Origin of the sequence: Bacillus sp. hwrm1 (genome assembly GCF_040207805.1) — a bacterium.
Classification (GTDB): Bacteria; Bacillota; Bacilli; order Bacillales; family Bacillaceae; genus Bacillus; species Bacillus velezensis.
In genome coordinates this window covers 3,034,433-3,059,396 of record NZ_CP157943.1, presented here as the reverse complement: position 1 = coordinate 3,059,396, position 24,964 = coordinate 3,034,433, and the positions used below count along the sequence as shown (strand labels likewise).

Sequence of the window (24,964 nt, the reverse complement as noted above, 5' to 3'; positions counted from 1 at the left end):
AAGCTGTTTCTTTTTTGCGGTCTTTTTTAAATAACAATATAAGTTCCCCCAGATATTCTCTTTTTCTTTTTATCGGTATGGAAGGAACTTGAATGAAGGAATCTGATAAAAATATTTTAATGCAAAAAAATAAAACCATTCGAACAGAATGGTTTAGTTAATCTTGGCTGAGGCGCTTCAGCGGCTTGATGGCGGGACCTTCGGCAACCCCGCCGTCGGGTGTGAACCGGGACCCGTGACAAGGACAGTCCCACGTCCGTTCGCCGTCATTCCATTCGACCTCACAGCCCAAATGGGTGCATGTCGTATCGACAAGATGCAGACAGCCTTTTTCATCTTTATAGGCGCCGGCCCGTTTGCCGTTTACCGTTACGATTTTTCCCTCCCCGGGCCGAAGAGTCTCAGGTGAAGCGTCCGGCCTCTCAAGTTTGCCCGAGATAAGGTGTTTGGCCACGTCGGCATTATAGGAAATCAGTTTTTTCAGTCCCGGATCTGCGTGGAAGCGTGACGGAATAAACAGGCCGGAAAACGGGTTCTTTTTGTTTTGAATATGATCAGCAAAAAGCTTCGCGGCGAGCGCTGAGCTTGTCATGCCCCATTTTTTAAAACCGGTCGCCGCCAAAATATGTTCTTCATCTCCTGAGATGGGACCGATGAACGGAATTTTGTCAATGGTGACAAGGTCTTGTGCAGACCAATGATATGGGATGCTTTCAACCCCGATTGTGTCTTCCGCAAATTGTTTCAGCGCTTCGTAATGCTCGGACATTTCTTTTCCCTGGCCTGTTTTGTGGCTTTCGCCGCCGACAAGAACCAGTTTTTCACCGTTCAAATCGGTGTATCGCAGTGATCTGGACGGCTTGTCTATGCTGAGATACATCCCGTCCGGATACGCTTGTTTCGGTTTTACCGCGAGTACGTAGGATCTGCTGGCATACATTCTGGCGGCGTAAAGCCCGCCTCCGTCATAAAAAGGAAAGTGGGAAGAGCAGACAATATAGCTGCACTTGATGCCGTGTCTGTTTTTCGTGACCACTTCCGGCTGCGGTTCTTTTTTTATGTCGATCGCAGCCGTCTGTTCAAAAATCCGCGCCCCGTTTTTAACGATCTCTTTGACGAGCGCCGCACCATATAAAAGCGGATGGAATTGCGCCTGATTCTTCATGGCGAGACCGAGCCTGCAATCAACGGGGACGGGAAGTTCTTTCACAAGCTCGTGTTCAATACCGAGCTTGGTATAAGCTTCCTGCTCACTGCGCATTTTTTTGACGCCTGATTCTGTATTCGTGTAAAGATATGCGTCTTGTTCAATCAGTCTGCAGTCAATCGAAAGGTCTCTGATGATCTGCTTCATGTCTTCCATGGCGCGGAGATGGGCTTCGAAATACAGCCTTGCGCTGGTCAGGCCGATCTGCTGAATAAGATCGGCATAGATGAAATCATGCTGGGCGGTGATTTTTGCGGTCGTGCCCGCGGTCGTCCCGTTTAAAATCCGGTCTGCTTCAATGACAGCGACACGGAAACCTCTTTTCGTCAGTTCGTATGCCGTTGTCAGGCCCGTAATTCCTCCGCCGATAACCGCAACGTCACATTCCGTATCTTCAGTGAGGGCGGGAAAGGAAGGAATGTCAGCTGTTGCTTTCCAATAGGAAGCCGGTTCCTCGTTTGAAAAAGTAGTCAATTCAGATTTACCTCCTCTGTTGTATATTCTTAATTTTTCCAATAAGACTCTATTCATACATGAAATTCGTATAAGATGCTCAAATTACTCATAATATAGTAATTAATGTAAAGGAGTGATCAAAATGGCTAACCAGAAGAAGAAAACCTTGCCGCCGCAGCATCAAAACCGGCAGCCGGGCTTTGAATATGTAATGGACCCGCGCCCCGTTTTTGACAAACCGAAAGCGGCGAAAAAACTTGAAGGGAAAACGGCGATCATCACGGGCGGAGACAGCGGGATCGGCCGCGCCGTATCCGTTTTATTCGCGAAGGAAGGCGCTAATGTGGTCATCGTTTACTTTGATGAGCATCAGGATGCCGAAGAGACGAAGCAATATGTAGAAAAAGAGGGGGCGAAGTGTCTGCTGATTGCAGGGGATGTCGGCGACGAAGCCTTTTGCAACGATGTCATCCGCCAGGCGGGCCAAGCCTTTCCTTCCATTGACATCCTGGTCAACAACGCAGGTGAGCAGCACGTGCAGCCGGGGATTGAGAAAATCACGAGCCACCAGCTCATCAGAACGTTTCAGACGAATATTTTTTCAATGTTTTACTTAACGAAAGCCGCGCTCCCTCACCTGAAAAAAGGAAGTTCAATCATTAATACGGCCTCTATTACCGCCTATAAAGGCCACAAAACATTGATTGACTATTCAGCGACAAAAGGGGCGATCGTCACGTTTACAAGATCTCTTTCCCAATCTCTTGTCACTCAGGGCATCAGGGTAAACGCAGTGGCGCCGGGGCCGATCTGGACGCCGCTGATCCCGGCGAGCTTCTCGGCGAAGGAAGTGGAAGTCTTCGGCTCAGACGTGGCGATGCAGCGCCCGGGAGAGCCTGTTGAAGTGGCGCCGAGCTATTTGTACTTAGCAAGCGATGATTCTTCCTATGTCACGGGACAGACGATTCATGTGAACGGCGGCACCATCGTAAACGGATAATGTAAAAAAAGCCAATCCATATGGATTGGCTTATTCACTCTGTTTAAGTGCTGCATATTCTTTTGAAAGCGTGAGGAACGCTTCTTTATTTTTATCATCAAGCGCCTTATTAATCTGCATGGTCAGCATGGCGAGCCGGCGTTTATACAAGGATTCATCAAGCACCATTTGAATGTAAATATCGGCCATTGTCACATCGAATTCGTTTGCTATTTGCGTGTTGCGGGACTTCATGAGCTCAGTGTACGACTTTTTCTCTTTCATAAAGAATCCCCCCAATGCCTTTTTTATAGTATATGGATAACGGCCGGAAAAATCAATTAATTTTTATAATCTTTAGACAACTAATACTTGGAAATATATCGACATATCCTGCAAATTGACGAAAAAACGAAAATGATCATCGTATAAATGAGGTGAAACGAAAAAGAAAAACAATATTTAAATAGTAATTTAAGACTAAATTACATCTTTAAAAGGTGATTTTTAGCTATATTCAAAAAAAACCTGTCGTTTTCCAATGACAGATGATAGATTATTAGTATAAATTTTCAAGAAAAGGATTGGAGGCTGCACATTATGTGCCAGAAAACACACGCACCCTTAGAAAGCTATGAAGTAAATCGTTCAACCATCGCTGTTTTGCCTGAGGAAATAGACGGTAAAATGGGGTCGAAGGTCATTGAAAAAGACTGCATTCTGTATGTCAGCATGAAGCCGATTCACATCATCGACAGAAGCTGCCGCTACTTTGGCTCCAGCTATGCCGGGAGAAAAGCGGGAACATATGAAGCGATTAAAATTTCTCACAAGCCGCCGATTATGGTGGACCCTTCAAATCACATCTTTTTATTCCCTACACTTTCTTCTGCAAGGCCTCAATGCGGCTGGATATCTCATGTGCACGTTAAAGATTTTCAACCGACGGCATTTGATGACACAGCTGTCACGTTCTCAAACGGCAAAACGATGGAACTGGAAGTATCCTATCATTCTTTTGAAAATCAGGTTTACAGAACCGCCTATCTCAGAACCACTTTTCAGGACAGGATGGGCAGTCATATCCCGAAGCGGCAGGAATTCATGCTGTATCCGAAAGAAGAGCGGACAAGAATGATCTACGACTTTATTTTGCGGGAGCTGGGGGAGAGATATTAGAGAAAGCTGTGATGTGAAGGGACGGGCCCTCTCCTTTTGGGGAGGGCTTTTTTCGATTTACATGCCCGGCCAGAGTTGTATCGTGTCCGTCTGTTGGCTATGATGATGTAAAGAGTAATGATATTTCATTTTAGGAGAGATGGGCATGGATGTGTTTGCAAAATATGTATCAGGAATCGATAACCCGGATCACCGTCTCAAAGCAGAGGAAATTTTGTCGTGGACGGCTGGCCAATTTCCGAACTTAGAAGCGCAGATCAAGTGGAACAAACCGACATTTACCGATCACGGCACCTATATCATTATGTTTGCCGCGGCAAAAAATCATTTGAGCATTTTACCTGAAAAAGAGACGATGGAGCATTTTGCCGATGACATCGCTCAAGCCGGGTACAGCGCTTCTTCGCGCCTGTTCCGAATTCGATGGACTGATCCGGTGCACTATGATCTGCTTAAGAAGATCATCGAATTTAACATCAAGGAAAAAGCTGAAAATCCGGGGTTTTGGCGCTAGCGGACGTGATGTTGAAGGAGGAAGACATGGACGTTTTCAAAGACTATTTATCAAGTATCGACAGCCCTGATCATCGTCTGCGAATGGAGGAAATCCTGTCGTGGACGGCTGGCCAATTTCCGAACTTAGAAGCGCAGATCAAGTGGAACACGCCGATGTTTACCGATCACGGCACCTTTATTATCGGCTTTGCGGCGGCAAAGCATCATGTAAGTGTTTCCCCCGAAGAAGCTGGAATTGCGCATTTTGCCGACGACATTGCCCATGCCGGCTACAGCGCTACTTCCCGTTTGTTCAGAATTCTATGGACTGAACCGGTGCATTATGAGCTGCTTGAACGCATGATTCAATTCAATATTCAGGATAAGGCGGACTGCTCAGCATTTTGGCGGAAATAATGAAAGAAATGTTAAAAAAACAACCCTGAGGAGGGCTGTTTTTTTATTGGAAACACATGATCAGCCCATTTTAATCAAGAAGCAATGGATGACGTACTATAAAAAATAAGGAGTACGAAGCAGTGAATGAATTTTATAAGGCGTTAACATATGTAAATAAAATTTTTTATGAACCAAATCACTTAACGATACATGATATTCAAGAAGAAGCTCAAAACTCAGAGTATGGGGCCGGTATGTTTCAACTGCATTCAAAATCAGTTCGATTCAGAGTCGCAAAAATAACGCCTAACAAGATAGGACAGTTTGTTGCTTTTTGGGAAAAAGATGGAGATGGTAAAAACCAAGCCTTTTCATATGAAAAAGCTGCTGATTTATTGGTTATCAATACTTTTGCCAGTAATAATCATTTTGGACAATTTGTTTTTCCAAAAGAAGTTCTTGTAAAGCAAAATATCCTTAAAACAGCCGCTACAAAAGGAAAAATGGCAATTAGAGTTTACCCTGAATGGGAAAATCCCACTAGCAAACAAGCTATCGAAACACAAAAATGGCAGTTGGCATATTTTGTTGAGGCAAACGATGCAGATCGTTTTCCAGCACAAGACCTGTTAAAGCTATATTCTAACTAAAATTGGACAGCCCTGAGCCGGCTGACAGTATGTGAAGTTAACTGGTGCGTGAGTTGGAGAATAACGGGGAACCTCAACAAATGAGGTTCCTCTAATTGTTATATAGAAATCGACATTTTGAATGTAACAGAGTTTGTTTATTAAACGTAATCCGAAAAATAAGGGATTTGCGTATCCGGCTGACCCTCACGAAACGCACGATGACAGAAATCGTGCGTTCAACATTCTTTATTTGACGACAGACATGCTGACGCTGCTGCCTGACACTGTCAATTTGGCAAAATCCTGTGTATCAATCACAGGTGTGACTGCTTTATTGTCAATCGTGATGTTCGTAAAGGCTGTTGAGAAGTTTGATTTGATGTAAGGGCGCTGATCCTCTGATGTGACCGCGACGGTGGCGAGCGCTTTCCATTTTGAGACAGAGCCTACATTTGTTTGGGCGAGTTCTGAGATGATGCGGCCGGTGTATCCGTCATTATTCGTGCCCCAGTATGTGGCGCGGGTATTGCCGTTCAGATTTTTGTAGATGGTCAGCTGTACGGTGCTGCCGGGCCGGAAGCCTTTCGTATAGGTGAATTGGCTTTCTCCTTCCAGATACCGGACCTGGCCTTGTCCCTTTGAACCGACTTTCATGATCGGTTTCCATACATGATAGGTGTCACTGTACTGAAGCCCGATATCAGCCTCTGTGCCTCCGGTAAATCCTGAGTAAATATAGGCTGTCCCATTTGACACCTGAATCGAGCTTGGAAGCTGAATTTTCGTGACGAGAACTGAGCCTGTGCTGTTCAGGTAGGCCCTTCCTCCGATTCCTTTGCTGAGCTGGGACGCCGCTTCCGCCGTATTGGGATTGATCAACCCCGGAATTTCCGCCGTACATGTGCCGAATAGAACGGCTGTAGTGAGCACACCCGCAAAAAGCCCTTTTTTCATCATCATTTCTCCTCCTATCATCATAGTCAGATCGCGCTATCAATTCATATTATAAAAGGTTTTGGGAAAAATTCCATAAAAGATATACAGTCGGACGTAAATTAAAACTATTTTCCTATTTATCTTGTAAATGGAGATTATTTGAACTATGATATGTTCAGCAATACCGCATAACTCAGGAGAGGGGATAGGATAGAGATGAAAAAGACGGCAGCTGTGCTTTTGTCTTTCGGTCTTGTGTTCGGATGTTCATACGGAGCGGGGCAGACGGCAGAAGCGAAAACAAAGGTGAAAACGTATCAAAACTGCAAGGCGCTGAATAAGGTGTATAAGGGCGGCGTGGCCAAATCGTCGAAAGTGAAAAACAAGGGCGGCAGAACAAAGTACAAGCCGTATGTATCAAAAGCGCTTTACAATGCAAATAAAAGACTTGACCGAGATAAAGACTATATCGCATGTGAGAAATAAAAAAACAAGCCTCTTTAAAGAGGTTTGTTTTTTAAATGGATTCGGCGGTGACGGCGGTTCCGTATCCGATTAATTCGGATGTGTTCTGTCCTGCGGTCAGTTCGAACCGCAGGCCGACGATGGCGTTCGCTCCGAGCTGCTCCGCCTCTCTGATCAGCCGCTCTTTCACCGCTTTTTTGGAGTCTTCCAGCATTTCAGTATAGCTTTTCAATTCGCCGCCGACGACAGATTTTAAGCCTGCAAGCAAGTCTTTGCCGATGTGTCTGGACTGGACGATACTGCTTGTCACCAAGCCTTTCACTTCCGTAATCTGTTTTCCGGCAACGGTTTCGGTCGTTGTCATGATCATGCGTTTTTCCCCTTTCGTGTATCTTACCGCTATCTTACCATTTAAGCCGCCTTTTCGGCTGCGCTGATTTGTTTTTTTCTGACTGCGGCGCTGACTGCAAACATGACGGCAATGTTCAGAACCAGTGCGATGATGCCTGTATTCATATCCTTAACGATCTGCGGAAGAAACGGAAAGAGGGTTCCGATGGTTGATTCGGTCAGCGTAATGAAGGCCACCGTTCCGACCCCGGCCGTTATGCCGGCAAAAGCGCCGTGGCTTGTGATGAAACGCCGCTTCGGCAGGCTGAATAAGAGGGCGGGGAAAAGCTGGGTGACAAGGCTGTAGCCCATTAAAAGCAAGGTGACGATGGTATTTCCGCCTTTCAGCGTAAAATATACGGATATCAGCGCGATGACGGGTACGGCGTATTTTGCGAGCCGTGAGACTTTTTCGTCAGTCGTGCCGGGCAGAATGGCTTTGTACACATTTTTGGCGAACAGCGTGCTTGAGGCCATTAATATCATTGAACCGGGTACAAGCGCCGTCAGAATCCCCGCCGATCCGATCAGTCCGACAAACCAGGGATCAAAGGTTTTCACAGACAGCTTTAATAAGGCGAGATCCGTGTCCGTCCCTTTTAAACCGGGCACCTGCAGAATCGCCGCAAATCCGGTAAAGATGACAAACAGCAGGACGAGCTGATAAAGAGGCATGATGATCGCGTTTTTCCGAAACACCCGCGGATGCTCCGCCGAATAGGAAGCGGCAAATGTATGGGGCCACATATAAAAGCCGAGGGCGGTCAGCAAAACCGTTGAGCTGAACCAGGAAACGCTCTGTCCGGTTTCCGGCAGCGTGAGAAAACCGGGTTTTGCGGCGTCAATTTGTTTGAACATCTCCGTAAATCCGCCATAGTAATGAATGGGCAGATAAATGCCTAAATACAGGACGATGCCTAAAATCATGATATCTTTAACGACTGATATCCACGCTGAACCGTGGATTCCTGATATCATCACATAAATCGTGATGGAGACAGCGCCGATCCAGACAGCGGCTGAGGGCGGAATCTGTCCGTATGACGTTGCTGAAACAATTAATCCGAGCCCTTTCAGCTGCAGGACGAGATAGGGGATGAGGGATGCGATGCCGACGAGCGATACGAGAATGCCGAGGAGCGGGCTGTTGTATTTTGAAATAAAAAAATCTGATTGCGACATCAGTTTGTGTTGTTTGGCGTAAGTCCACACGGCTGGCAGAAGCCAATATGACAAAATGTAGGCAAGGCAGCCGTACGCGATAATATAAAAGGCGGGGCCTCCTTTTCCGTAAGCCCATCCGCTTCCGCCGAGGAATGTAAAGGTCGTGTATATTTCTCCCGCCATTAATAAAAAGACAAACATCGTGCCGAAGCCGCGTCCGCCCACCGTCCATTGTTCAAGGTCCATATGTTTTCCTTTTCGGGCCCGGATTCCGAGATATACACAAAACAGGAGCACGGCGGCCATTACGGGAAATGCTGCGTTCATTCCGCCTCACCCGCCTTGTTTTCTTTGTCCAATTTGTAAACGGCGGCCATCAGAACGGAAGTCAGCACCGCCCAGATGACGACATACGCGAGAATGAAAGGCATTCCGAAAACATAAGGCGTCACCCGGTTGGCAAATGGAATGCCGGCGAGAATTCCGAAAAAGGGCAGGGCGGCGAGAACATGAATCAGTTTCATAACATTCCTCCTTTTCATTGAAAACAGCGTGTCCCGATTATAAAGAAAATCATGTCGAATGTATAGTGTGAATAGTCTGAAATTTATCAGCTGAAAAGGAAAAGCAGTCCCGGCTGCTTTTTAAATGGTCGCAAGAGACAGGTAATATTCTAATAAGGCGGTTACCTGTTCCCGTATTCTCGGGTTGAAATAACGGTGTTTTTCTTCATAGCCGTTAATGGTGCATATATAAAGCGTAAATGCTTCGTCTCTTTCCGCTTCGTATATTTTAATTTTACGCTTTCTTAACTCTTTTCGAACATCACTCAAATCCTTTTGTGCTAATTTTAAAGAGCAGCTGATAAGCTGTTTATAGGGTTGTTTTAATTTGAACTGGCACGAATCAAGCGCTTCGAGGTCCCGGTTCAGGATGGCAGCCGCCATGGGCAGAAACAGCCCTTTTTCGATGAGATCGCGGGTGCCGCTCCGGATGTCAGGCATAAATACTCCTTCTTTCTTAAAAAAGAGAACGTTTGTTCTTATTTTATACTCGCTTACACGATATTTCAAGTCGGAAAATCTCGTAAACATTTTCGTTTTTTGGAGATAATGTGTAGAATAAGGATAGACAAACTCGTTAAGGAGTATAAACGTTGGAGCAATTTTTATCATATTTGACTGAGGAACAGCTGACGGAATGGTTCCAAAGCTATAGAGCTTTCGGCCCGGCGGCTGCGGCTGCACTGCCTTTTATTGAAGCGTTTCTTCCGTTTTTGCCGCTCGTTGTATTTGTGGTGGCGAATACGAATGCATTTGGTTTGTGGGAAGGTTTTTTTCTGTCATGGCTCGGGTCTGCGGCAGGATCGATGCTGATGTTTTATGCCGTCCGCCGTTTCGGACAGAAAAGAGCTTTCGGTTTCATCCGCAGGCATCAGACCATAAGGCGGATGATGCTCTGGGTTGAGCGGCACGGTTTCGGTCCGCTGTTTATTTTACTTTGCTTCCCCTTTACGCCGTCCGCTGCGGTTCATATCGTTGCCGGTCTGTCACGGGTGGGGGCGCTGCAGTTTATTTCAGCAGCCGCTATGGGGAAAATGGTCATGATTTTTATGATCAGCTTTATCGGATATGATCTACACGCACTCATGACACAGCCTTTCAGGATGGCGGGCGCCATAATGGTGATCGCGGTGCTGTGGTATGCCGGAAAGCATATCGAACGGCGTTTACAGACGAGAATCAGTCAGCATGAGAAAGACGGAGGGAGACAGGAATCTTGAAAAAACGATTTTGGTTTATAGCCGGCGTGCTTATCGTTGTTTTGGCCATACAATTAAAGAATGCCATTTTTATTGATTATAAAGTCGAAGGAATCAGCATGAATCCGACCTTTAAACAAGGAAATGAGCTGATGGTCAACAAGTTTTCCCATCGTTACAAAACGATCCGCCGTTTCGATATTGTCCTGTTCAAAGGCCCGCACCGCAAAGTGCTGATCAAACGTGTCATCGGGCTCCCCGGCGAGTCAATCGCATACAGGGAGGATCAGCTGTATGTGAATGGAAAACGGGTGGCGGAACCGTTTTTAAAACCGTTAAAGTCATCATTGTCCGTCGGGAGCCATGTGACCGGTGATTATACGCTGAAGGAAACGACCGGGCGCAAAAGCATACCGAAGGGACAATACTTTGTTATTGGCGACAACCGCATATACAGCCTCGACAGCCGTCATTTCGGTCCGATTAAGGATAAAGACATTGTCGGAGTCATCAGTGAATCAGACGCCAAGTAAACGGCGTCTTTTTTTTCGGAAATGATTGTAAAAAAGCAGAGGGAAGACTATAATGAAAATTGTTACGCGCGAAACAAAAAGGAGGCGTTTTATTTTTTGGTGATTTTGTTACTCGTGTAACAAAAAATATGAAAGAGGGCTGATGAGATGAAAACACAGGCTGCCATTATCGGGGGAGGTCCGGTCGGGCTTATGCTTGCATCAGAACTGGCGCTGGCCGGAGTGAAAACGACTGTTATTGAACGATTGAAAAAGACGGTGCCATATTCCAAAGCGCTTATCATGCATCCGCGCACACTTGAGCTTTTTGCCATGAGAGGCATATTGGAACGCTTTTTGGAAAAAGGGACGAAGGTGTCTTCCGGCCATTTTTCCATGCTGGATACACGGCTGGATTTTTCTCGGCTGGATACGAAGCAGAATTATTCGTTAATGCTGCCTCAGGCAGAAACGGAGCGGATTTTGGAGGAGTATGCATCAAGTCTCGGCGCAGACATCATCCGCGGGGCGGAAGCGGTGGCTGTCACCCAGACGGATGACGGAGTGGAGACGGTGTTCCGGGACGAAAGCGGGATCCGCACTCTTCACAGCTTATATGCCGCGGGTACAGACGGAGCGGGGAGCATTGTCAGGAAACAGGCGGGCATCGCTTTTTCGGGCACTGATGCCGACTTAACAGGAACCCTCTGTGATGCCGCTTTGAAACATCCGCCCGAATCTTCCTTTTTTTCAACGTGCCGCCTGGAGGGATCGGTTGTGATTGTCCCTCTTACGGACGGACTTTTCCGCGTCCTCATCGTTTCTCCGCACGCTCCGCAAAAGCGGAAGGAAGAGCCGGTCACCGAAAATGAGCTGAAAGAAGACCTGCGGCGGATATGCGGCACTGATTTCGGATTGAGTGATCCGGTATGGATGTCGCGGTTCGGCAATGCCGAGCGTCAGGCCGAACAATACCGATCAGGCCGGGTTTTTGTGGCCGGTGATGCGGCGCACATTCATTTTCCCGCAGGCGGCCAAGGGCTGAACACGGGGCTTCAGGATGCCTTCAACCTCGGCTGGAAGCTGGCGGCGCAAATGAAGGGGAAAGCGGCGCCTTATCTTCTGGACAGCTATCATCAGGAAAGGCACAGCATAGGAAAAGAAGTGTTGCACAATATAAAAACCCAGATAAAGCTCATGGATTTTACCGAGTCGGGGATGGCTTTAAGAGAAACGATGACCGCTTTGCTGGATTTTCAGGAGTCCAACCGTTTATTGGCGGGAAAAGTATCCGCGCTTGATCTGCATTATGAACCGGATGCGGAGCTGCCGCCGCATATCCTGAACGGAAAACGCCTGCCGGATATCGAATTGACCCTTCATGACGGGCGGCCGGCCCGGCTGTATGATTTTCTTCATAAGGGCGCCTTTGTGCTTTTATCATTAAGAGGGAGCATTCATGCCGGTATTGATACGGACAGCGTGGCAGCTGTCAGTGCGGAGCTTGCTGAAACACGTGCCGATTGGGATGACGTCCACACCGTTTTAATCCGGCCGGACGGCCACGCGGCATGGGCAGCCGGCGGCTCGGGACGTGAAGCGGAAGAAGCTGTTCTGGCCGGTTTGGAGAGATGGGGATTCATCTGATACCCTTTTATGCGCCTGTGTGATTGTTTCTTGTGTAACAAAACGTTATAGTAAAAGAAACAATCAATACGGAAGGGTGATTCAGCAGTTGGACAGAAGACAGCCAGACCATGCAAAACACATGATTCTTGAAGGGCTGACAGATATTTTTCACGAGCAGGAGAGGTGTCAGGAGGACATCAGGGCGTCGTTGGCCGGACGGATGGACGAACTCCGTGAAGAAAACGGGAAAAAATTACAGCTGACCTTGACGGAAATTCACATTTTGTCGTGTATCGGAGATCATGAACCGATCAATGTCACGTCAATAGCGGAAAAAATGAAGACGACAAAGCCGACCGTGTCGAGAAGCTGCGCGAAGTTTTTGGAAGCCGGCTTTCTGCGCAGGACCCGGCTGAGCGACAATAAAAAAGAAGTCTATTTCCGGCTGACTCCTGCCGGGAAAGAGCTGCATTCCCTTCATCATGAATATCATGAATTGATAAAAAAGCGGCTCTTGGCGTTTTTAGACCGCTATACAGATGAAGAACTGTTATTTGCTGAACGGCTGTTCCGTGATCTTTCAGCAAACTGGCGGTCTGTAAATGGCGGCGGAGAGCTGTTCAAATAAAAAACACGCATATGAATGCGTGTTTTTTTATTCGGATCATGTTCCTCTTTCTGCCCGGCCTCTCTCGCCGTGTGCCCGTTTCAGCTGAGAAAGGTGGTGCAGCAGCCGATAGAAGGGCGGAAGCATGGCGATGACGAGAACGATCCGGATGACCTGAACCGCGACGACGAAAGTCGAGTCTTCGTGCAGGGTGATCGAAGTCGCCGCCATCTCGGCGATCCCGCCGGGAGAAAAGGCGAGAACAGATGTAATCATGGAGATGCCCGTTAATTTAGAAACCGCAATCGCGCTCAGAATCATGGCGGCGATTAATCCGACGGAAGAAATAAATCCGACGGTCAGCACTCTCGTCACGCCGGTGAACATGCTTTTGTACATTTTTGATCCGATTGTGGCGCCGAGAAAAATTTGTGACAGCTGGTTCGCTTCCGGCGGCCACCAGGCCAGCATGTCTTTGCCCGCCAAGGCGGACACGCCGATTTCCGCAGCAGCAACGCCGATCATGCTGCCGAGCAGCCAAGGGGCGGGAAATTTCAGCCGTTTTGCGCCTTTGCTTGCAAGCCAGGCAGCCAAAATAAATCCGGCCGTTAACAAGACGGGAGTAAGGCCCGGATGTAAAGCTCCTGCCGAAACGGCTCCGGCTGATGTCTGAGCTGCACCGTTTTGTTTGGTAAATAAGAAAATGACGAGAAACGGTATTGTCATGACGACCAAAAGGACGCGCGTCAGCTGAATAAGGCTTACAATCGCGGTGTTTGCGCCGACTTCCTGGGCGATACCGGGCATGGCGGATAAACCGCCCGGCGCCGTGCCTACAAAGCTTGTCATCATGTCCGTCCGGCTGAACCGAAAGAGCACATATCCGGAAACAAGCGCCATCACGATAGAGAAAATCAGCATGAAGCCTACCGGAAGCCAATGCTCCCGTAAAACCGACAGAACGGACAGGTTCAGTTTCTGGCCGAGTTCGATGCCGAGGATCATTTGTCCCGCTGCAAGCCATCTGCGGTGAATCCCTCTTCTGTCAGGCGCCATGAACAGCCAGCGGGGCCTCGTCATGGAGAGGATGCAGCCGGCGGCCAGCGTTCCGAGCATCCAGGCGATCGACATCCCTGTAAGCGAAAGAAGAAACCCCCCTGCCGCACTGATGAGAATAAACCAGATATCCGTAAGGAGATGTTTGTCTTTCTTCAATGAAAACCCTTCTTCCTGAAACATTCATATTAAATTGTTAAGCTCGTTAACCTTACTATTACTATAGTATAGATTTTGAGATAAATAAATAATGAATTATTTCTCATAATCCACTCATTTTTCTTATCGCAAACGCAAAAAAAGCTCCGGAGATGGGTGAGTGCACCCTACTCCGAAACCTCGCCCGCTTTTCCTTTCCACACAAAGGTCAATCCCAGACCGAGAAATAAAACCACACCTGCGAACAGAAACGGGAAGTGAATATTCATATCAAATAAAATACCGCCCAGAGCCGGGCCGAAAATGGTGCCCAAACTCGTGTATGTTGAGTTCATACCGGCAACAAACCCCTGCTGATTTCCTGCGATTTTCGATAAATAAGTAGTCAGTGCCGGGCGCAGTAAATCAAACGCAAGGAAAATGATGCAGGTGACAGCGAGCACGGGCAAAAATCCTGACATCACCGTAGAAACGAAAGCCAGCACGGCGCCGATGATCAGACAAAGCTGAATGACTTTTTTCTCCCCAAGGAAGTTGACAAGTCTTCCGAACGCGAGTACTTGAATGAGGACCGCCACAATGGAGCTGAACGTAATAATAATGGCGATATCCTTTGGCGTGAAGCCGAATTTATGGTTTGTAAATAAGCTGAATACCGTTTCGTACGCCGACAGTCCGAATGCCAAAACAAAAACGATGATAAAGGCGATCAAGTAGTTTGGATGAATCGACTTTTTCAAATCTTTTAAGAAAGTTGATTCTTTGACGCTTTCCAGCTGCTTTGCGCGTTCTTCTTTAGTTAACGGCTCTTTCAGCATAAAGACAGAGGAAATCACTGCGATAAATGCAATTCCCGCCGCAAAGAAAAACGGCATACGAACGCCGTGATCGGCAATAAATCCTCCTATGCCGGGCCCGATGATAAACCCTGTGCTGATGGCGGCAGATACATAGCCCATCGCCTTCGATCTTTCCTGCACCGTCGTAATATCTGCGACATACGCTGTAACAGCGGGCATGATAAAAGCGGCACTGATGCCCCCCAGCACCCTTGCGAAATATAAAATGGAGACATGTGTGCCCAATCCGAAGGTCAGTTCGGATAATGCGAATAAAAACAGTCCGGCGAGAATCATGATTTTTCTGCCGAAGCGGTCAACCCATCTCCCCGCAATGGGGGATGCAATTAATTGCGCAACGGCGAAGGCAGCGACAAGGTATCCCATTGTGCTGCCCGTCAAGTGCATCACATTCATAAACAGCGGCATAACGGGAATGATCAATCCGATGCCTAAAAACGCAATAAATATATTGCTTAATAAGATGATGAGTACAGCCTTTTGTTCTCTGATCGGTTTTTGCATGTTGTTTCTCCTTTGTCAGCTGTCATTCTGTTTATCAGCGCTGATCGACCCGTGAATAAACACGGAGATGGCTTCTTTTTGCAATTCGATTCTTTGCTGAATGGTATCGTTTTTATATAACACATCTAAACCGTAGAAGACGGATAGCAGGATTTTTACTTTTGATTCGACATGATGAATGGACCAGCTGCCGTCTTGATTCCCCTCTTCTAAGATCTCTCTCATCACATCGTCATATTCAATATCAATTTTGTTGAGCCGCTTTACGACCTCCTCTGACGTAAACGCACTCGCATAAAACTCTTCACTTGCTCTCATAAGCGGGTAATTGATGCTCATCCGGCTGAGCAGCTCCGCAAAGCCCGCCAGTTTTTCGGCAGCATCTTTCAGATCAGCTTCCATTTCCCTCCACGTCTCGATCATCACGCGGTGATCCTCTTCCATGATATGAAGAAACAGAAACTCTTTTCCTTTAAAATGGTGATATAGATTGCCTTTACTGATTTCGGCCGCCTCTAAAATATCCCGAATCGATGTTTCTGAATATCCTTTTTTTGCAAATAAGTCACGCGAAGCGGATACGAGCCTGTTCTTCGTCTTTTCGCTCTTTCCGGCACCGCCTTTTGTATTTGTCACTTCACACAGATCCTTTCCGCCTCATTCATATCGTTGTCCCGGCAAAGCGGGGCTCGGTTCGTTTAAAACCGACCAGTTGGTTTATTTTATTATAAAGGGTTTTTGCTGATTATACAATGAAGAAGGTATCCACTGTTTAGAGGGAGTATAAAACGGCTCGAAAAGTAAACCCCATTCTCTCATGTTGAAAGAACGGGGTTTGTCAGCGGTCTGAAGACTCCCGGCGGGGGAGCGTGATCTGCCTGAACCGTTATTTGCCGGTATTCACCTCGGTGTAGCTTGTGTTCGGCGCGTTTGATACCGTTCCCCCTGTATGGTGGGAAGGAGAGTGGGCCATATCGTATAAAAACCAGACGGCATGACGCTGTTCGTCAAATGCCGTGCGGGCAAATAACCGCTTCGCTTCCGGATGCACCGCTCTATCGGATGCCTGCAAATAAAAATCATTCGTTTTCTGCTCATCATAAAACGCCGCCCTCAGTCCTTCTCTGTATGTGTGCGGACAATGCTCCGTCTGTTTCGGCATCAACTGTTTTCCGGTAATTGACGTATACAGTGAAGAGAAAGCGTGCAGGTGGCGCACTTCTTCCTCTCTGATATGTTCGATTCGTCTTCTGATTTCTGCGGTCGGCGCTTTTTCGGCTAATATTGAGTAGCAAATCACAGCGCTGTATTCACCGTTTATGGATTTTACCAGATCCTTGATAAGCACAGAATCGTCACTGCAGATGGCTGTATAATGAAAAAAATTCTCGTGCATTGGACTCACCCCCGGATGTTTATAGGGTATTATACGGCGGCAGCCCGTGACATGTGCGGATGTCATGTTTATTCTTGATCTAGCGGCGATGTAATATGGTCGTCGTATGTGTCGACAAAAAGCCGGCCGTTGCTTCCGCGCACAGCGTATACGACGTCTTCCGGTTTGAGGTTTCTCTTGTCCAATTCTTCTCTCAGCCATTTTTCCGATACGTGGTTTTCTTCCAGATTCTTCATCACCAGCCGGCCGTCCATAATCAGCTCAACGGCAAAGTTCTTTTCATGTCCGGCAAAGATGCCGAGATCCTGTCTTGTAACGGGCGCGAATTCCGGTTTGACCTCCACTGACATGCTGCCGTTTGTTTCAATGATGGCAGTCTGAACCTGAGAAATGTCAAATACATCATTTTCACGAAGCTGCTGGTTCAAGTAGTCGATGGTATAGCGCATCGTTTTCATATTATGCTCAAGTATTTTTCCGTTTTGAATGATAATGGTCGGTTTGCCCGCAAAGAAACCCCTGGCGGTTCTGTTTTTCATAGAAAGATATGCGACAAGATAAATGATGACCACGAAAATCGTGTAAGCACTGACAGTAAAATGAATCGGCAGTTTTGTATTAAACGACAGATTTGCCGTGATGGCGCCGAGCGAGATGGCCGCAATGAAATCAAAAAGCGTCATCTGTGAAATGGTTTGTTTTCCGAGTATCCGGGCGCCGATAAACAGAATGCTGAACGACAGAATCGTTCGCACAATCACTTCGGGATATTCTGACATCATATTTAATCCTTTTTTTCTTTAATTTGGTCAAAAACGATATGTTTAAAACAGTCATCCCGTTTTTACCAGCAGATGAGATTGGTCATTTTCGTCAACTTTCGATAAAATGTAGAAAGATAAAAAGAGAGGGGTCTTCTAATTTGGGTGTTGAGTTTTTAGTAGGCAGATCGGGGAGTGGGAAAACGAGGCTGATTATCGACAGCATTCAAGATGAACTGCGCCGGGAGTCGTTCGGGAAACCGATCATTTTTCTAGTCCCGGATCAAATGACGTTTTTAATGGAATATGAGCTTGCTAAAACGCCGGATATCGGCGGCATGATACGCGCTCAAGTGTTCAGTTTTTCGCGTTTGGCGTGGCGCGTGCTTCAACATACCGGGGGCATGAACCGCCCGTTTGTGACGACGACGGGTGTGCAGATGCTTTTAAGGAAACTGATTGAAGAACATAAGCAAGATTTTAAAGTGTATCAAAAAGCGAGTGACAAAGCCGGATTCACTGAGCAGGTGGAACGGATGCTGACAGAGTTTAAGCGGTACTGTATTGAGCCTGAAGACGTCCGCCGCATGGCGGAAAGCGGAACGGCGTCAGAATATCGCGGAGAGCGGATGCTGTCTGAAAAACTTCATGATTTAGGCATTTTATATCAGCAGATGGAAAGAAGCCTCGCCGGACACTATTTGCATTCAGAGGACTATTTGACGCTGCTCGCTCAGCAGATTCCTTTGGCGGACGCTGTAAAAGGCGCCTGTGTTTACGTCGACGGATTCTATCAATTTACGCCGCAGGAATTAAGGGTGCTGGAGCAGCTGATCATGCATGCTGAACATGTCACATTCTCGCTGACGGCGGACAGCCCTTCGGCGGAACAGGCACCGGATGAGCTCGATCTGTTCAGAATGACGGGAAGCACATACTATAAGCTTTATCAGACGGCAAAGGAATTGAATGCCGATATTTCCTGCAAGGAACTGCATGGCACGAAGCGGCATCGGCATGTGCCGGAGCTTGCCTGCATAGAGTCGCAGTACGATGTGCGTCCCGCCGCGGCGTATACCGGCGGACAGGAAGCTTTTACCGTCATGCAGGCGCAAAACAGAAGAGCTGAGCTTGAAGGTATTGCCCGGGAAATTCAATCGCTTGTCCGGGACGGAGGATACCGGTACAAAGATATGGCGATTCTCATCCGTCGGCCGGAAGATTATAAAGATTTGCTGAAGGAAGTGTTTGCCGATTACGGGCTTCCTTATTTTATTGACGGAAAAGCTTCTATGCAGCATCACCCGCTTATTGAATTCATCCGTTCAAGCCTGGATGTTGTGAAGGGGAACTGGAGATATGAAGCGGTGTTCCGCTGTGCGAAAACCGAACTGTTATTCCCGCTTGATCAGCCGGAGCAGAAAATAAGGGAGCAGGTTGATCAGCTTGAAAATTACTGTATCGCCTACGGCATTAAAGGGGAGCGCTGGACGAGCGGCGAGCGGTTTGTATACAGGCGCTTCGTATCGCTCGATGAGGATTTCGCGCAGACGGATCAGGAAATAGAGATGGAACACATGCTGAATGAGACGAGAGAGTGGATGGCCGCGCCCCTTGTCCGGCTTCAAAACCGGATGAAAAAGGCGAAAACGGTTCAAAGCATGGCGGAGGCTCTTTATCTCTTTTTGGAAGATACCGATGTTCCCCTGAAGCTGGACCGGAAAAGGCAGCGGGCCGAAGAGGACGGAAACATGATCGAAGCGCAGCAGCACGGCCAGGCGTGGGATGCCGTTATCCAGCTTCTCGAGGAGTTTGCCGGCATGATGGGTGAAGATGAAATATCTTTGGCGCTGTTCCAGCAAATGCTTGAAACGGGAACGGAATCGCTTCATTTTTCTTTAATTCCTCCCGCGCTTGACCAAGTATTTGTAGGGAATATGGATCTCTCAAGAATGTACGGCACGTCCTGCACATTCGTCATCGGGGCCAATGACGGCGTTCTTCCGGCGCGCCCGGATGAAAACGGCGTGCTGTCTGATGATGACCGGGAGTGGCTGAAAGCAGTCGGAGTGGAGCTGTCTTCCGCGGGGCGTGAGCGGCTGCTTGATGAGCATTTTCTCATCTATATGGCGCTGTCAAGTCCGTCTGACCGTCTTTATGTGTCATACCCGATTGCCGATGCGGAAGGAAAAACGCTCCTGCCGTCAATCGTTGTAAACAGGCTTGGCGAGCTGTTTCCCGATCATCAGGAAAAGCTGTCAGCGGCTGATCCCGAGCAGGTAAGCGAAGAAGAGCAGCTTCAGTATCTCGTCAATAAACAGGCGGCTCAGACATATACGGCAAGCCAGCTCAGGCTGTGGACAAGAGAGTACGAGATCAGTGACGTATGGTGGAGCGCATACAATGTGCTGATGAAAGAGCCTGATCACCGGCGTGCGAAAAAGCTGTTTTCAAGCTTGTTTTTCCGCAATGAGGCGAAGCGTCTTGAACGGCCTGTTTCGCGCCAGCTTTACGGCGAGCATATTAAAGGAAGCGTCTCCCGGATGGAGGCGTTTAATGCCTGCCAGTTCTCTCATTTTGCATCTCACGGGCTTCAATTAAAAGAGCGGCAGTTTTTCAAGCTGGACGCGCCGGATATCGGCCAGCTGTTTCACTCCAGCCTGAAGCTGATTTCAGACCGGCTTCGTGAGCAGAAGCTGGAATGGCGCGATCTGACGAAAGATCAGTGCCGGAATTTCTCCTATGAAGCGGTGGAACGGCTTGCGCCAAAGCTGCAAAAAGAGATTCTGCTCAGCTCAAACAGACACTTTTATGTGAAGGAAAAACTGCAGAAGATCGTCACGCGTGTTTCTGGCATATTAAGCGAGCATGCGAAGGCGAGCGGTTTCGTCCCGGTCGGTCTTGAACTCGGTTTCGGCGGAAGCGGGCCGCTGCCTCCGCTCACTTTCACGCTGAAAAACGGCTGTACGATGGAACTCGTCGGACGGATCGACCGCGTGGATAAAGCGGAAAGTTCAAAAGGCCTGCTGCTGAGAATCGTTGATTATAAATCAAGCGACAGGGGGCTTGATCTGGCTGAGGTGTATTACGGGCTCGCTCTGCAAATGCTCACATATCTTGACTTATCGATTACACATTCCGAAGATTGGCTCGGTATGAAAGCGACCCCGGCAGGCGTTTTGTATTTCCATATTCATGATCCGATGATTCAGGCCAGTCTGCCGATGGGGCTTGATGAAATCGAGCAGGAAATTTTTAAGAAATTTAAAATGAAAGGCCTTCTCCTCGGTGACCGGGAGGCGATCAGCCTGATGGACACGACTTTGGAGGAAGGGCGTTCAAATATCGTCAATGCCGGTTTGAAAAAGGACGGTTCTTTAAGATCCGACTCAGCCGCGGTCAGCGAACGGGATTTTCATCTGCTGACAGACCATGTGCGGCGGACATTTGAACAGGCGGGCGAAGCGATAACGGACGGGCTTGTGTCCATTACCCCGTATAAGCTGAAAGATAAGACGCCTTGTACGTACTGTGCGTTTCAATCGGTGTGCCAGTTTGATGAGTCGCTTAAGGAAAATGAATACCGCAGCCTGAAAGCGGAAAAAGACGGCACCATACTGGATTGGCTGAAGAAGGAGGCGGATGATGATGCAAATTCCTAAACCGAAAGACAGCATATGGACGGATGACCAATGGAGCGCCATCGTTTCTTCCGGGCGCGATATTCTGGTCGCTGCCGCAGCCGGATCAGGTAAAACGGCCGTGCTCGTGGAACGGATGATCAGAAAGATAACCGCGGAGGAAGATCCGGTTGATGTTGACAGGCTCCTTGTGGTGACCTTTACAAACGCCTCAGCAGCGGAGATGAAGCATCGGATCGCGGAAGCATTAGAAAAAGAGCTCGCCAAAAATCCGGGATCTCTGCATATCAGACGGCAGCTCTCTCTATTAAATCGGGCGAGCATTTCGACGCTTCACTCTTTCTGCCTGCAAGTGCTTAAAAAATATTATTATATGATTGATCTTGACCCCGGTTTTCGGATGGCTGACCAGACGGAAGGCGAATTGCTCGGAGACGAAGTGCTTGATGAGCTGTTTGAAGATGAATACGCAAAAGGGAATCAGGCGTTTTTTGAGCTTGCGGACAGATATACGACAGACAGGCATGATCTGGATCTTCAAGACCTTGTCAAACGGGTGTACGAGTATTCCCGGTCGCATCCTGACCCGGAAGCGTGGCTGCAAAGCTTTGTCCGCCTGTATGACGTGACGGAAGAAAGCAAAATGGAAGAGCTTCCGTTTTACCAGTATGTGAGAGAAGATGCTGAAATGGCGCTCTTCGGGGCAAAACAAAAGCTTGAAAAGGCGCTTGAACTGACAAAAGCGCCCGGCGGGCCGGCCCCGCGCGCTGATAATTTTCTGGATGACCTTCAGCAGATAGAAGAGCTGATCAGCTGCCGGCATGACTTCGATGCGCTGTATGAACGGGTTCCCGCAGTCTCATTTAAGCGGGCGAAGGCGGTAAAGGGTGATGAATTTGACAAAGCGCTTTTGGACGAAGCGACCGATTTGCGAAACGGCGCGAAGAAACTGATCGAAAAGTTAAAGAATGATTACTTTACAAGAAGTCCGCAAGATCACTTAAAGAGTTTAGCAGATATGAAGTCTGTCATCGAAACGCTCGTTCAGCTCGTGATATCGTACGGAAAACGATTTGAAGCGGCGAAACAAGAAAAATCAATTATTGATTTCTCAGATTTGGAACATTACTGCCTGGCGATTTTAACTGCGGCTGATGAAGAAGGCCGGCGGGTGCCGAGCGAAGCGGCAGTTTATTATCAAGACCAGTTCCATGAAGTTCTGGTTGATGAATATCAAGATACGAACCTTGTGCAGGAGTCTATCCTGCAGCTTGTTAAAAGCGGGAATGAAGAGGCGGGAAATCTGTTTATGGTAGGCGACGTCAAACAATCGATCTACCGTTTCAGACTTGCTGAGCCGCTGCTGTTTCTCGGGAAATATAAAAGGTTTACAGAAAGCGGGGAAGGCGCGGGGCAGAAAATTGACCTGAACCAAAATTTCCGCAGCCGCTCCGATATTTTGGACAGTACGAATTTCTTGTTTAAGCAGCTGATGGGCGGAAAAATCGGCGAAGTGGACTACGATGAACAGGCGGCATTGAAGCTCGGCGCATCGTATCCGCCGAATGACGCGGCAAAAACGGAACTGCTGCTCATTGACAGCGCTGATAGCGCAGACAGCTCCGAGGATGCCGAAGACTTTGAAACCGTGCACTGGGAAGCGAAAGCGATAGCCGGGGAGATCCGAAAGCTTGTCTCATCTCCGTTTAAGGTATATGACGGCAAAACAAAAACACACCGGAATATCCAGTACCGGGATATCGTAATTTTGCTGCGCTCCATGCCGTGGGCGCCGCAATTAATGGAAGAGCTGAAAAACCAGGGCATTCCGGTGTACGCCAATTTGACGTCGGGTTACTTTGAAGCCGTGGAGGTGGCTGCGGCGCTTTCAGTCTTGAAGGTGATTGATAATCCGTATCAGGATATTCCGCTTGCTTCCGTGCTGCGCTCGCCCATTGTCGGATGTGACGAAAATGAACTTGCGCTGATACGCCTTGAAAAGAAAAAAGCGCCGTTTTATGAAGCGCTGAAAGCATATATAGCGAACGCTGACAGACATGATGAACTGTATCAAAAACTGAGAACCTTTTATGACAGTCTGCAAAAGTGGCGGTCATTTTCGACGAATCATTCGGTGTCTGAGCTGATTTGGGAAGTATACCGCGATACCGGATATTTTGACTATGCAGGCGGCATGCCCGGCGGAAAGCAGCGCCAGGCCAATCTGCGCGTCTTGTATGACCGGGCGCGCTCGTACGAAGCGACGGCGTTCCGCGGGTTATTCCGCTTTTTGCGGTTCATTGAACGGATGCAGGAGCGCGGCGATGATCTGGGGACGGCCCGGGCGCTCAGCGAGCAGGAGGATGTCGTTCGGCTGATGACGATCCACAGCAGCAAAGGACTTGAATTTCCCGTCGTTTTCACCGCCGGACTCGGCAGAAGTTTTAATATGATGGATCTCAACAAATCATACCTGCTTGATAAAGAGCTCGGTTTCGGCACGAAGTATATTCATCCGGAACTCAGAATCAGCTATCCGACTCTTCCGCTTGTGGCGATGAAGAAAAAGATGCGCAGAGAGCTCTTATCCGAAGAATTGCGCGTATTGTATGTGGCGCTGACCAGAGCGAAGGAAAAGCTGTTTCTCGTCGGTTCCTGCAAAAACCGGGAAAAACAGCTGGCCAAATGGCAGGCGCAAGCAGACCGGGCCGATTGGCTTCTTTCTGAATTCGACCGCTATCAGGCGTCATCTTATTTGGACTTTATCGGGCCGGCGCTCATCCGCCACCGTGACATGGAGGCGCACAGGACGCCGGGACTTTCCTCATCTGAGGATATCGCGCGCGACCCGTCGCGTTTTCACATCCGGATGCTTCAGCAAAGTGAATTGCTGGAAGAGAATCCAAAAGAGCGTGCTGAAGAAAAGAGCAAACGTCTCAAAGCGATTCAGCAGGGTGAGCCGATTCCTGATTCGTTTTCATTTGATGATCAGGCGCGCCGTCTGCTTGAATGGGAATATCCGTACCGAGAGCTGACGGCTATCAGAACGAAGCAGTCAGTTTCTGAGCTGAAGAGAAAGCAAGAATACGAGGATGAATACAGCGGCCGCTCTCTCATCAAACCGTCAGGAGACACGCTTTTATACAGGCGTCCCGGTTTTATGATGAAAAAAGGGCTGACAGCCGCCGAAAAAGGGACGGCGATGCATACGGTGATGCAGCACATACCGCTGACGCACGTTCCGACTGCCGAAGAAGCGGAGCGGACGGTCCGGATGCTTTACGAAAAAGAGCTGCTGACAGAAGAACAGCAGGAAGCTATTGATATAGAAGAAATTGTTCAGTTTTTCGGAACTGAAATCGGGAAAGACCTTCTCAGGGCGCTGCGGATTGACCGGGAAGTGCCGTTCAGTATGGCGCTTCCGGCCGGCGAGGTGTACAAGGATGCCGAAACGGCCGGTGAACCGCTGCTCGTGCAGGGGATTATTGACTGCCTCTACGAAACTGCGGACGGTCTCTATTTGCTGGACTATAAAACAGATCGGATAGAGGGGAAATTCCGGAACGGATTTGAAGGCGCGGCTCCGATTCTGCAAAAAAGGTATGAAACACAAATCGAATTGTATACAAAAGCGGTTGAACAAATTACAAAAACGAAAGTGAAAGGGCGTGCGCTCTATTTTTTCGATGGAGGTCACGTTCTTACACTGTAACAAGATCCGAAGCTCCTTTTTGGAGCGGATCTTTTTTTCTATCAAAAAGTGAGGTGAATGCGG

24 protein-coding genes are annotated in these 24,964 nt (G+C 48.1%); 12 read left to right on the top strand and 12 right to left on the bottom strand.

Annotation, left to right across the window (positions count from 1 at the left end):
• Window positions 1-157: 157 nt before the first annotated feature.
• The gene (locus ABK447_RS15265; protein WP_191974063.1) at window positions 158-1,681 is read right to left on the bottom strand and encodes an FAD-dependent oxidoreductase; all 1,524 of its coding nucleotides are present in this window, start codon (window positions 1,679-1,681) and stop codon (window positions 158-160) included.
• A 124-nt stretch (window positions 1,682-1,805) separates the two neighbouring features.
• Here ABK447_RS15265 and ABK447_RS15260 point away from each other — a divergent pair, with 124 nt between their 5' ends.
• The gene (locus ABK447_RS15260) at window positions 1,806-2,663 is read left to right on the top strand and encodes an SDR family oxidoreductase (RefSeq protein WP_221664047.1); all 858 of its coding nucleotides are present in this window, start codon (window positions 1,806-1,808) and stop codon (window positions 2,661-2,663) included.
• A gap of 30 nt (window positions 2,664-2,693) precedes the next feature.
• On the opposite strand, the gene ABK447_RS15255 is transcribed toward ABK447_RS15260, so the two are convergent.
• Window positions 2,694-2,927, bottom strand: coding sequence for an IDEAL domain-containing protein (locus ABK447_RS15255; RefSeq protein WP_012117233.1), 234 nt, complete (start codon window positions 2,925-2,927; stop codon window positions 2,694-2,696).
• Window positions 2,928-3,242: 315 nt separating this feature from the next.
• Between ABK447_RS15255 and ABK447_RS15250 the strand changes: the two genes are divergently transcribed.
• The 4 genes from ABK447_RS15250 (at window position 3,243) to ABK447_RS15235 (ending at window position 5,365) form a co-directional block, all read left to right on the top strand.
• Window positions 3,243-3,821, top strand: a complete 579-nt coding sequence (locus ABK447_RS15250) for a competence protein ComK (protein ID WP_003155179.1) — start codon at window positions 3,243-3,245, stop codon at window positions 3,819-3,821.
• 145 nt (window positions 3,822-3,966) lie between these two features.
• Complete coding sequence (locus ABK447_RS15245) at window positions 3,967-4,335, top strand: iron chaperone (RefSeq protein ID WP_012117235.1); 369 nt, start codon at window positions 3,967-3,969, stop codon at window positions 4,333-4,335.
• Between the two features lie 26 nt (window positions 4,336-4,361).
• Entirely contained in the window at window positions 4,362-4,733 is a 372-nt protein-coding gene (locus ABK447_RS15240; RefSeq protein ID WP_007409186.1) for an iron chaperone, read from the top strand.
• Window positions 4,734-4,855: 122 nt separating this feature from the next.
• Entirely contained in the window at window positions 4,856-5,365 is a 510-nt protein-coding gene (locus tag ABK447_RS15235) for a MepB family protein (RefSeq protein WP_012117237.1), read from the top strand.
• Window positions 5,366-5,593: 228 nt separating this feature from the next.
• On the opposite strand, the gene ABK447_RS15230 is transcribed toward ABK447_RS15235, so the two are convergent.
• Window positions 5,594-6,304 (bottom strand): YrpD family protein, encoded by a 711-nt coding sequence (locus tag ABK447_RS15230; protein ID WP_100001352.1) that lies wholly within the window; start codon window positions 6,302-6,304, stop codon window positions 5,594-5,596.
• A 195-nt stretch (window positions 6,305-6,499) separates the two neighbouring features.
• Between ABK447_RS15230 and ABK447_RS15225 the strand changes: the two genes are divergently transcribed.
• Window positions 6,500-6,769: an excalibur calcium-binding domain-containing protein gene (locus ABK447_RS15225; RefSeq protein WP_003155168.1), complete on the top strand. Its 270-nt coding sequence runs from the start codon at window positions 6,500-6,502 to the stop codon at window positions 6,767-6,769.
• A gap of 31 nt (window positions 6,770-6,800) precedes the next feature.
• Here the strand turns inward: ABK447_RS15225 and ABK447_RS15220 are convergent, their stop codons facing one another.
• The 4 genes from ABK447_RS15220 to ABK447_RS15205 form a co-directional block, all read right to left on the bottom strand.
• On the bottom strand, window positions 6,801-7,118 hold the full coding sequence (locus tag ABK447_RS15220; RefSeq protein WP_003155166.1) for a YbjQ family protein: 318 nt from the start codon (window positions 7,116-7,118) through the stop codon (window positions 6,801-6,803).
• Window positions 7,119-7,159: 41 nt separating this feature from the next.
• Window positions 7,160-8,629 carry a sodium:solute symporter gene (locus tag ABK447_RS15215; RefSeq protein ID WP_015239531.1) on the bottom strand — a complete coding sequence of 490 codons (1,470 nt, stop codon included), beginning with the start codon at window positions 8,627-8,629 and terminating at the stop codon, window positions 7,160-7,162.
• Entirely contained in the window at window positions 8,626-8,826 is a 201-nt protein-coding gene (locus ABK447_RS15210) for a DUF3311 domain-containing protein (RefSeq protein ID WP_007409181.1), read from the bottom strand. Before ABK447_RS15210 ends, ABK447_RS15215 begins: the two co-directional genes overlap by 4 nt.
• 120 nt (window positions 8,827-8,946) lie before the next feature.
• The gene (locus ABK447_RS15205; protein ID WP_100001354.1) at window positions 8,947-9,306 is read right to left on the bottom strand and encodes a hypothetical protein; all 360 of its coding nucleotides are present in this window, start codon (window positions 9,304-9,306) and stop codon (window positions 8,947-8,949) included.
• Window positions 9,307-9,458: 152 nt separating this feature from the next.
• Between ABK447_RS15205 and ABK447_RS15200 the strand changes: the two genes are divergently transcribed.
• The 4 genes from ABK447_RS15200 (at window position 9,459) to ABK447_RS15185 (ending at window position 12,833) form a co-directional block, all read left to right on the top strand.
• Entirely contained in the window at window positions 9,459-10,085 is a 627-nt protein-coding gene (locus ABK447_RS15200) for a TVP38/TMEM64 family protein (protein WP_052827239.1), read from the top strand.
• Entirely contained in the window at window positions 10,082-10,597 is a 516-nt protein-coding gene (gene lepB / locus ABK447_RS15195) for a signal peptidase I (RefSeq protein ID WP_284064820.1), read from the top strand. The genes ABK447_RS15200 and lepB overlap by 4 nt, the downstream gene beginning before the upstream one ends.
• A gap of 147 nt (window positions 10,598-10,744) precedes the next feature.
• Window positions 10,745-12,223, top strand: coding sequence for a monooxygenase (locus tag ABK447_RS15190; RefSeq protein ID WP_100001356.1), 1,479 nt, complete (start codon window positions 10,745-10,747; stop codon window positions 12,221-12,223).
• 88 nt (window positions 12,224-12,311) lie between these two features.
• Window positions 12,312-12,833, top strand: coding sequence for a MarR family transcriptional regulator (locus ABK447_RS15185; RefSeq protein ID WP_012117244.1), 522 nt, complete (start codon window positions 12,312-12,314; stop codon window positions 12,831-12,833).
• Window positions 12,834-12,869: 36 nt separating this feature from the next.
• Here ABK447_RS15185 and ABK447_RS15180 read toward each other — a convergent pair whose 3' ends face one another.
• The 5 genes from ABK447_RS15180 to ABK447_RS15160 form a co-directional block, all read right to left on the bottom strand.
• Window positions 12,870-14,027 (bottom strand): AbrB family transcriptional regulator, encoded by a 1,158-nt coding sequence (locus ABK447_RS15180; protein WP_020953962.1) that lies wholly within the window; start codon window positions 14,025-14,027, stop codon window positions 12,870-12,872.
• Between the two features lie 167 nt (window positions 14,028-14,194).
• The gene (locus ABK447_RS15175; RefSeq protein WP_007409175.1) at window positions 14,195-15,391 is read right to left on the bottom strand and encodes an MFS transporter; all 1,197 of its coding nucleotides are present in this window, start codon (window positions 15,389-15,391) and stop codon (window positions 14,195-14,197) included.
• A gap of 15 nt (window positions 15,392-15,406) precedes the next feature.
• Window positions 15,407-16,027, bottom strand: coding sequence for a TetR/AcrR family transcriptional regulator (locus ABK447_RS15170; RefSeq protein ID WP_012117247.1), 621 nt, complete (start codon window positions 16,025-16,027; stop codon window positions 15,407-15,409).
• Window positions 16,028-16,277: 250 nt separating this feature from the next.
• Entirely contained in the window at window positions 16,278-16,787 is a 510-nt protein-coding gene (locus ABK447_RS15165) for a ferritin-like domain-containing protein (RefSeq protein WP_025284528.1), read from the bottom strand.
• 68 nt (window positions 16,788-16,855) lie between these two features.
• The gene (locus ABK447_RS15160; protein ID WP_349909093.1) at window positions 16,856-17,569 is read right to left on the bottom strand and encodes a DUF421 domain-containing protein; all 714 of its coding nucleotides are present in this window, start codon (window positions 17,567-17,569) and stop codon (window positions 16,856-16,858) included.
• A gap of 140 nt (window positions 17,570-17,709) precedes the next feature.
• Here ABK447_RS15160 and addB point away from each other — a divergent pair, with 140 nt between their 5' ends.
• Both addB and addA read left to right on the top strand, forming a co-directional pair.
• The gene (gene addB, locus ABK447_RS15155) at window positions 17,710-21,210 is read left to right on the top strand and encodes a helicase-exonuclease AddAB subunit AddB (protein ID WP_338816704.1); all 3,501 of its coding nucleotides are present in this window, start codon (window positions 17,710-17,712) and stop codon (window positions 21,208-21,210) included.
• Window positions 21,197-24,901 carry a helicase-exonuclease AddAB subunit AddA gene (gene addA / locus ABK447_RS15150; protein WP_094031914.1) on the top strand — a complete coding sequence of 1,235 codons (3,705 nt, stop codon included), beginning with the start codon at window positions 21,197-21,199 and terminating at the stop codon, window positions 24,899-24,901. The genes addB and addA overlap by 14 nt, the downstream gene beginning before the upstream one ends.
• Window positions 24,902-24,964 lie beyond the last annotated feature (63 nt).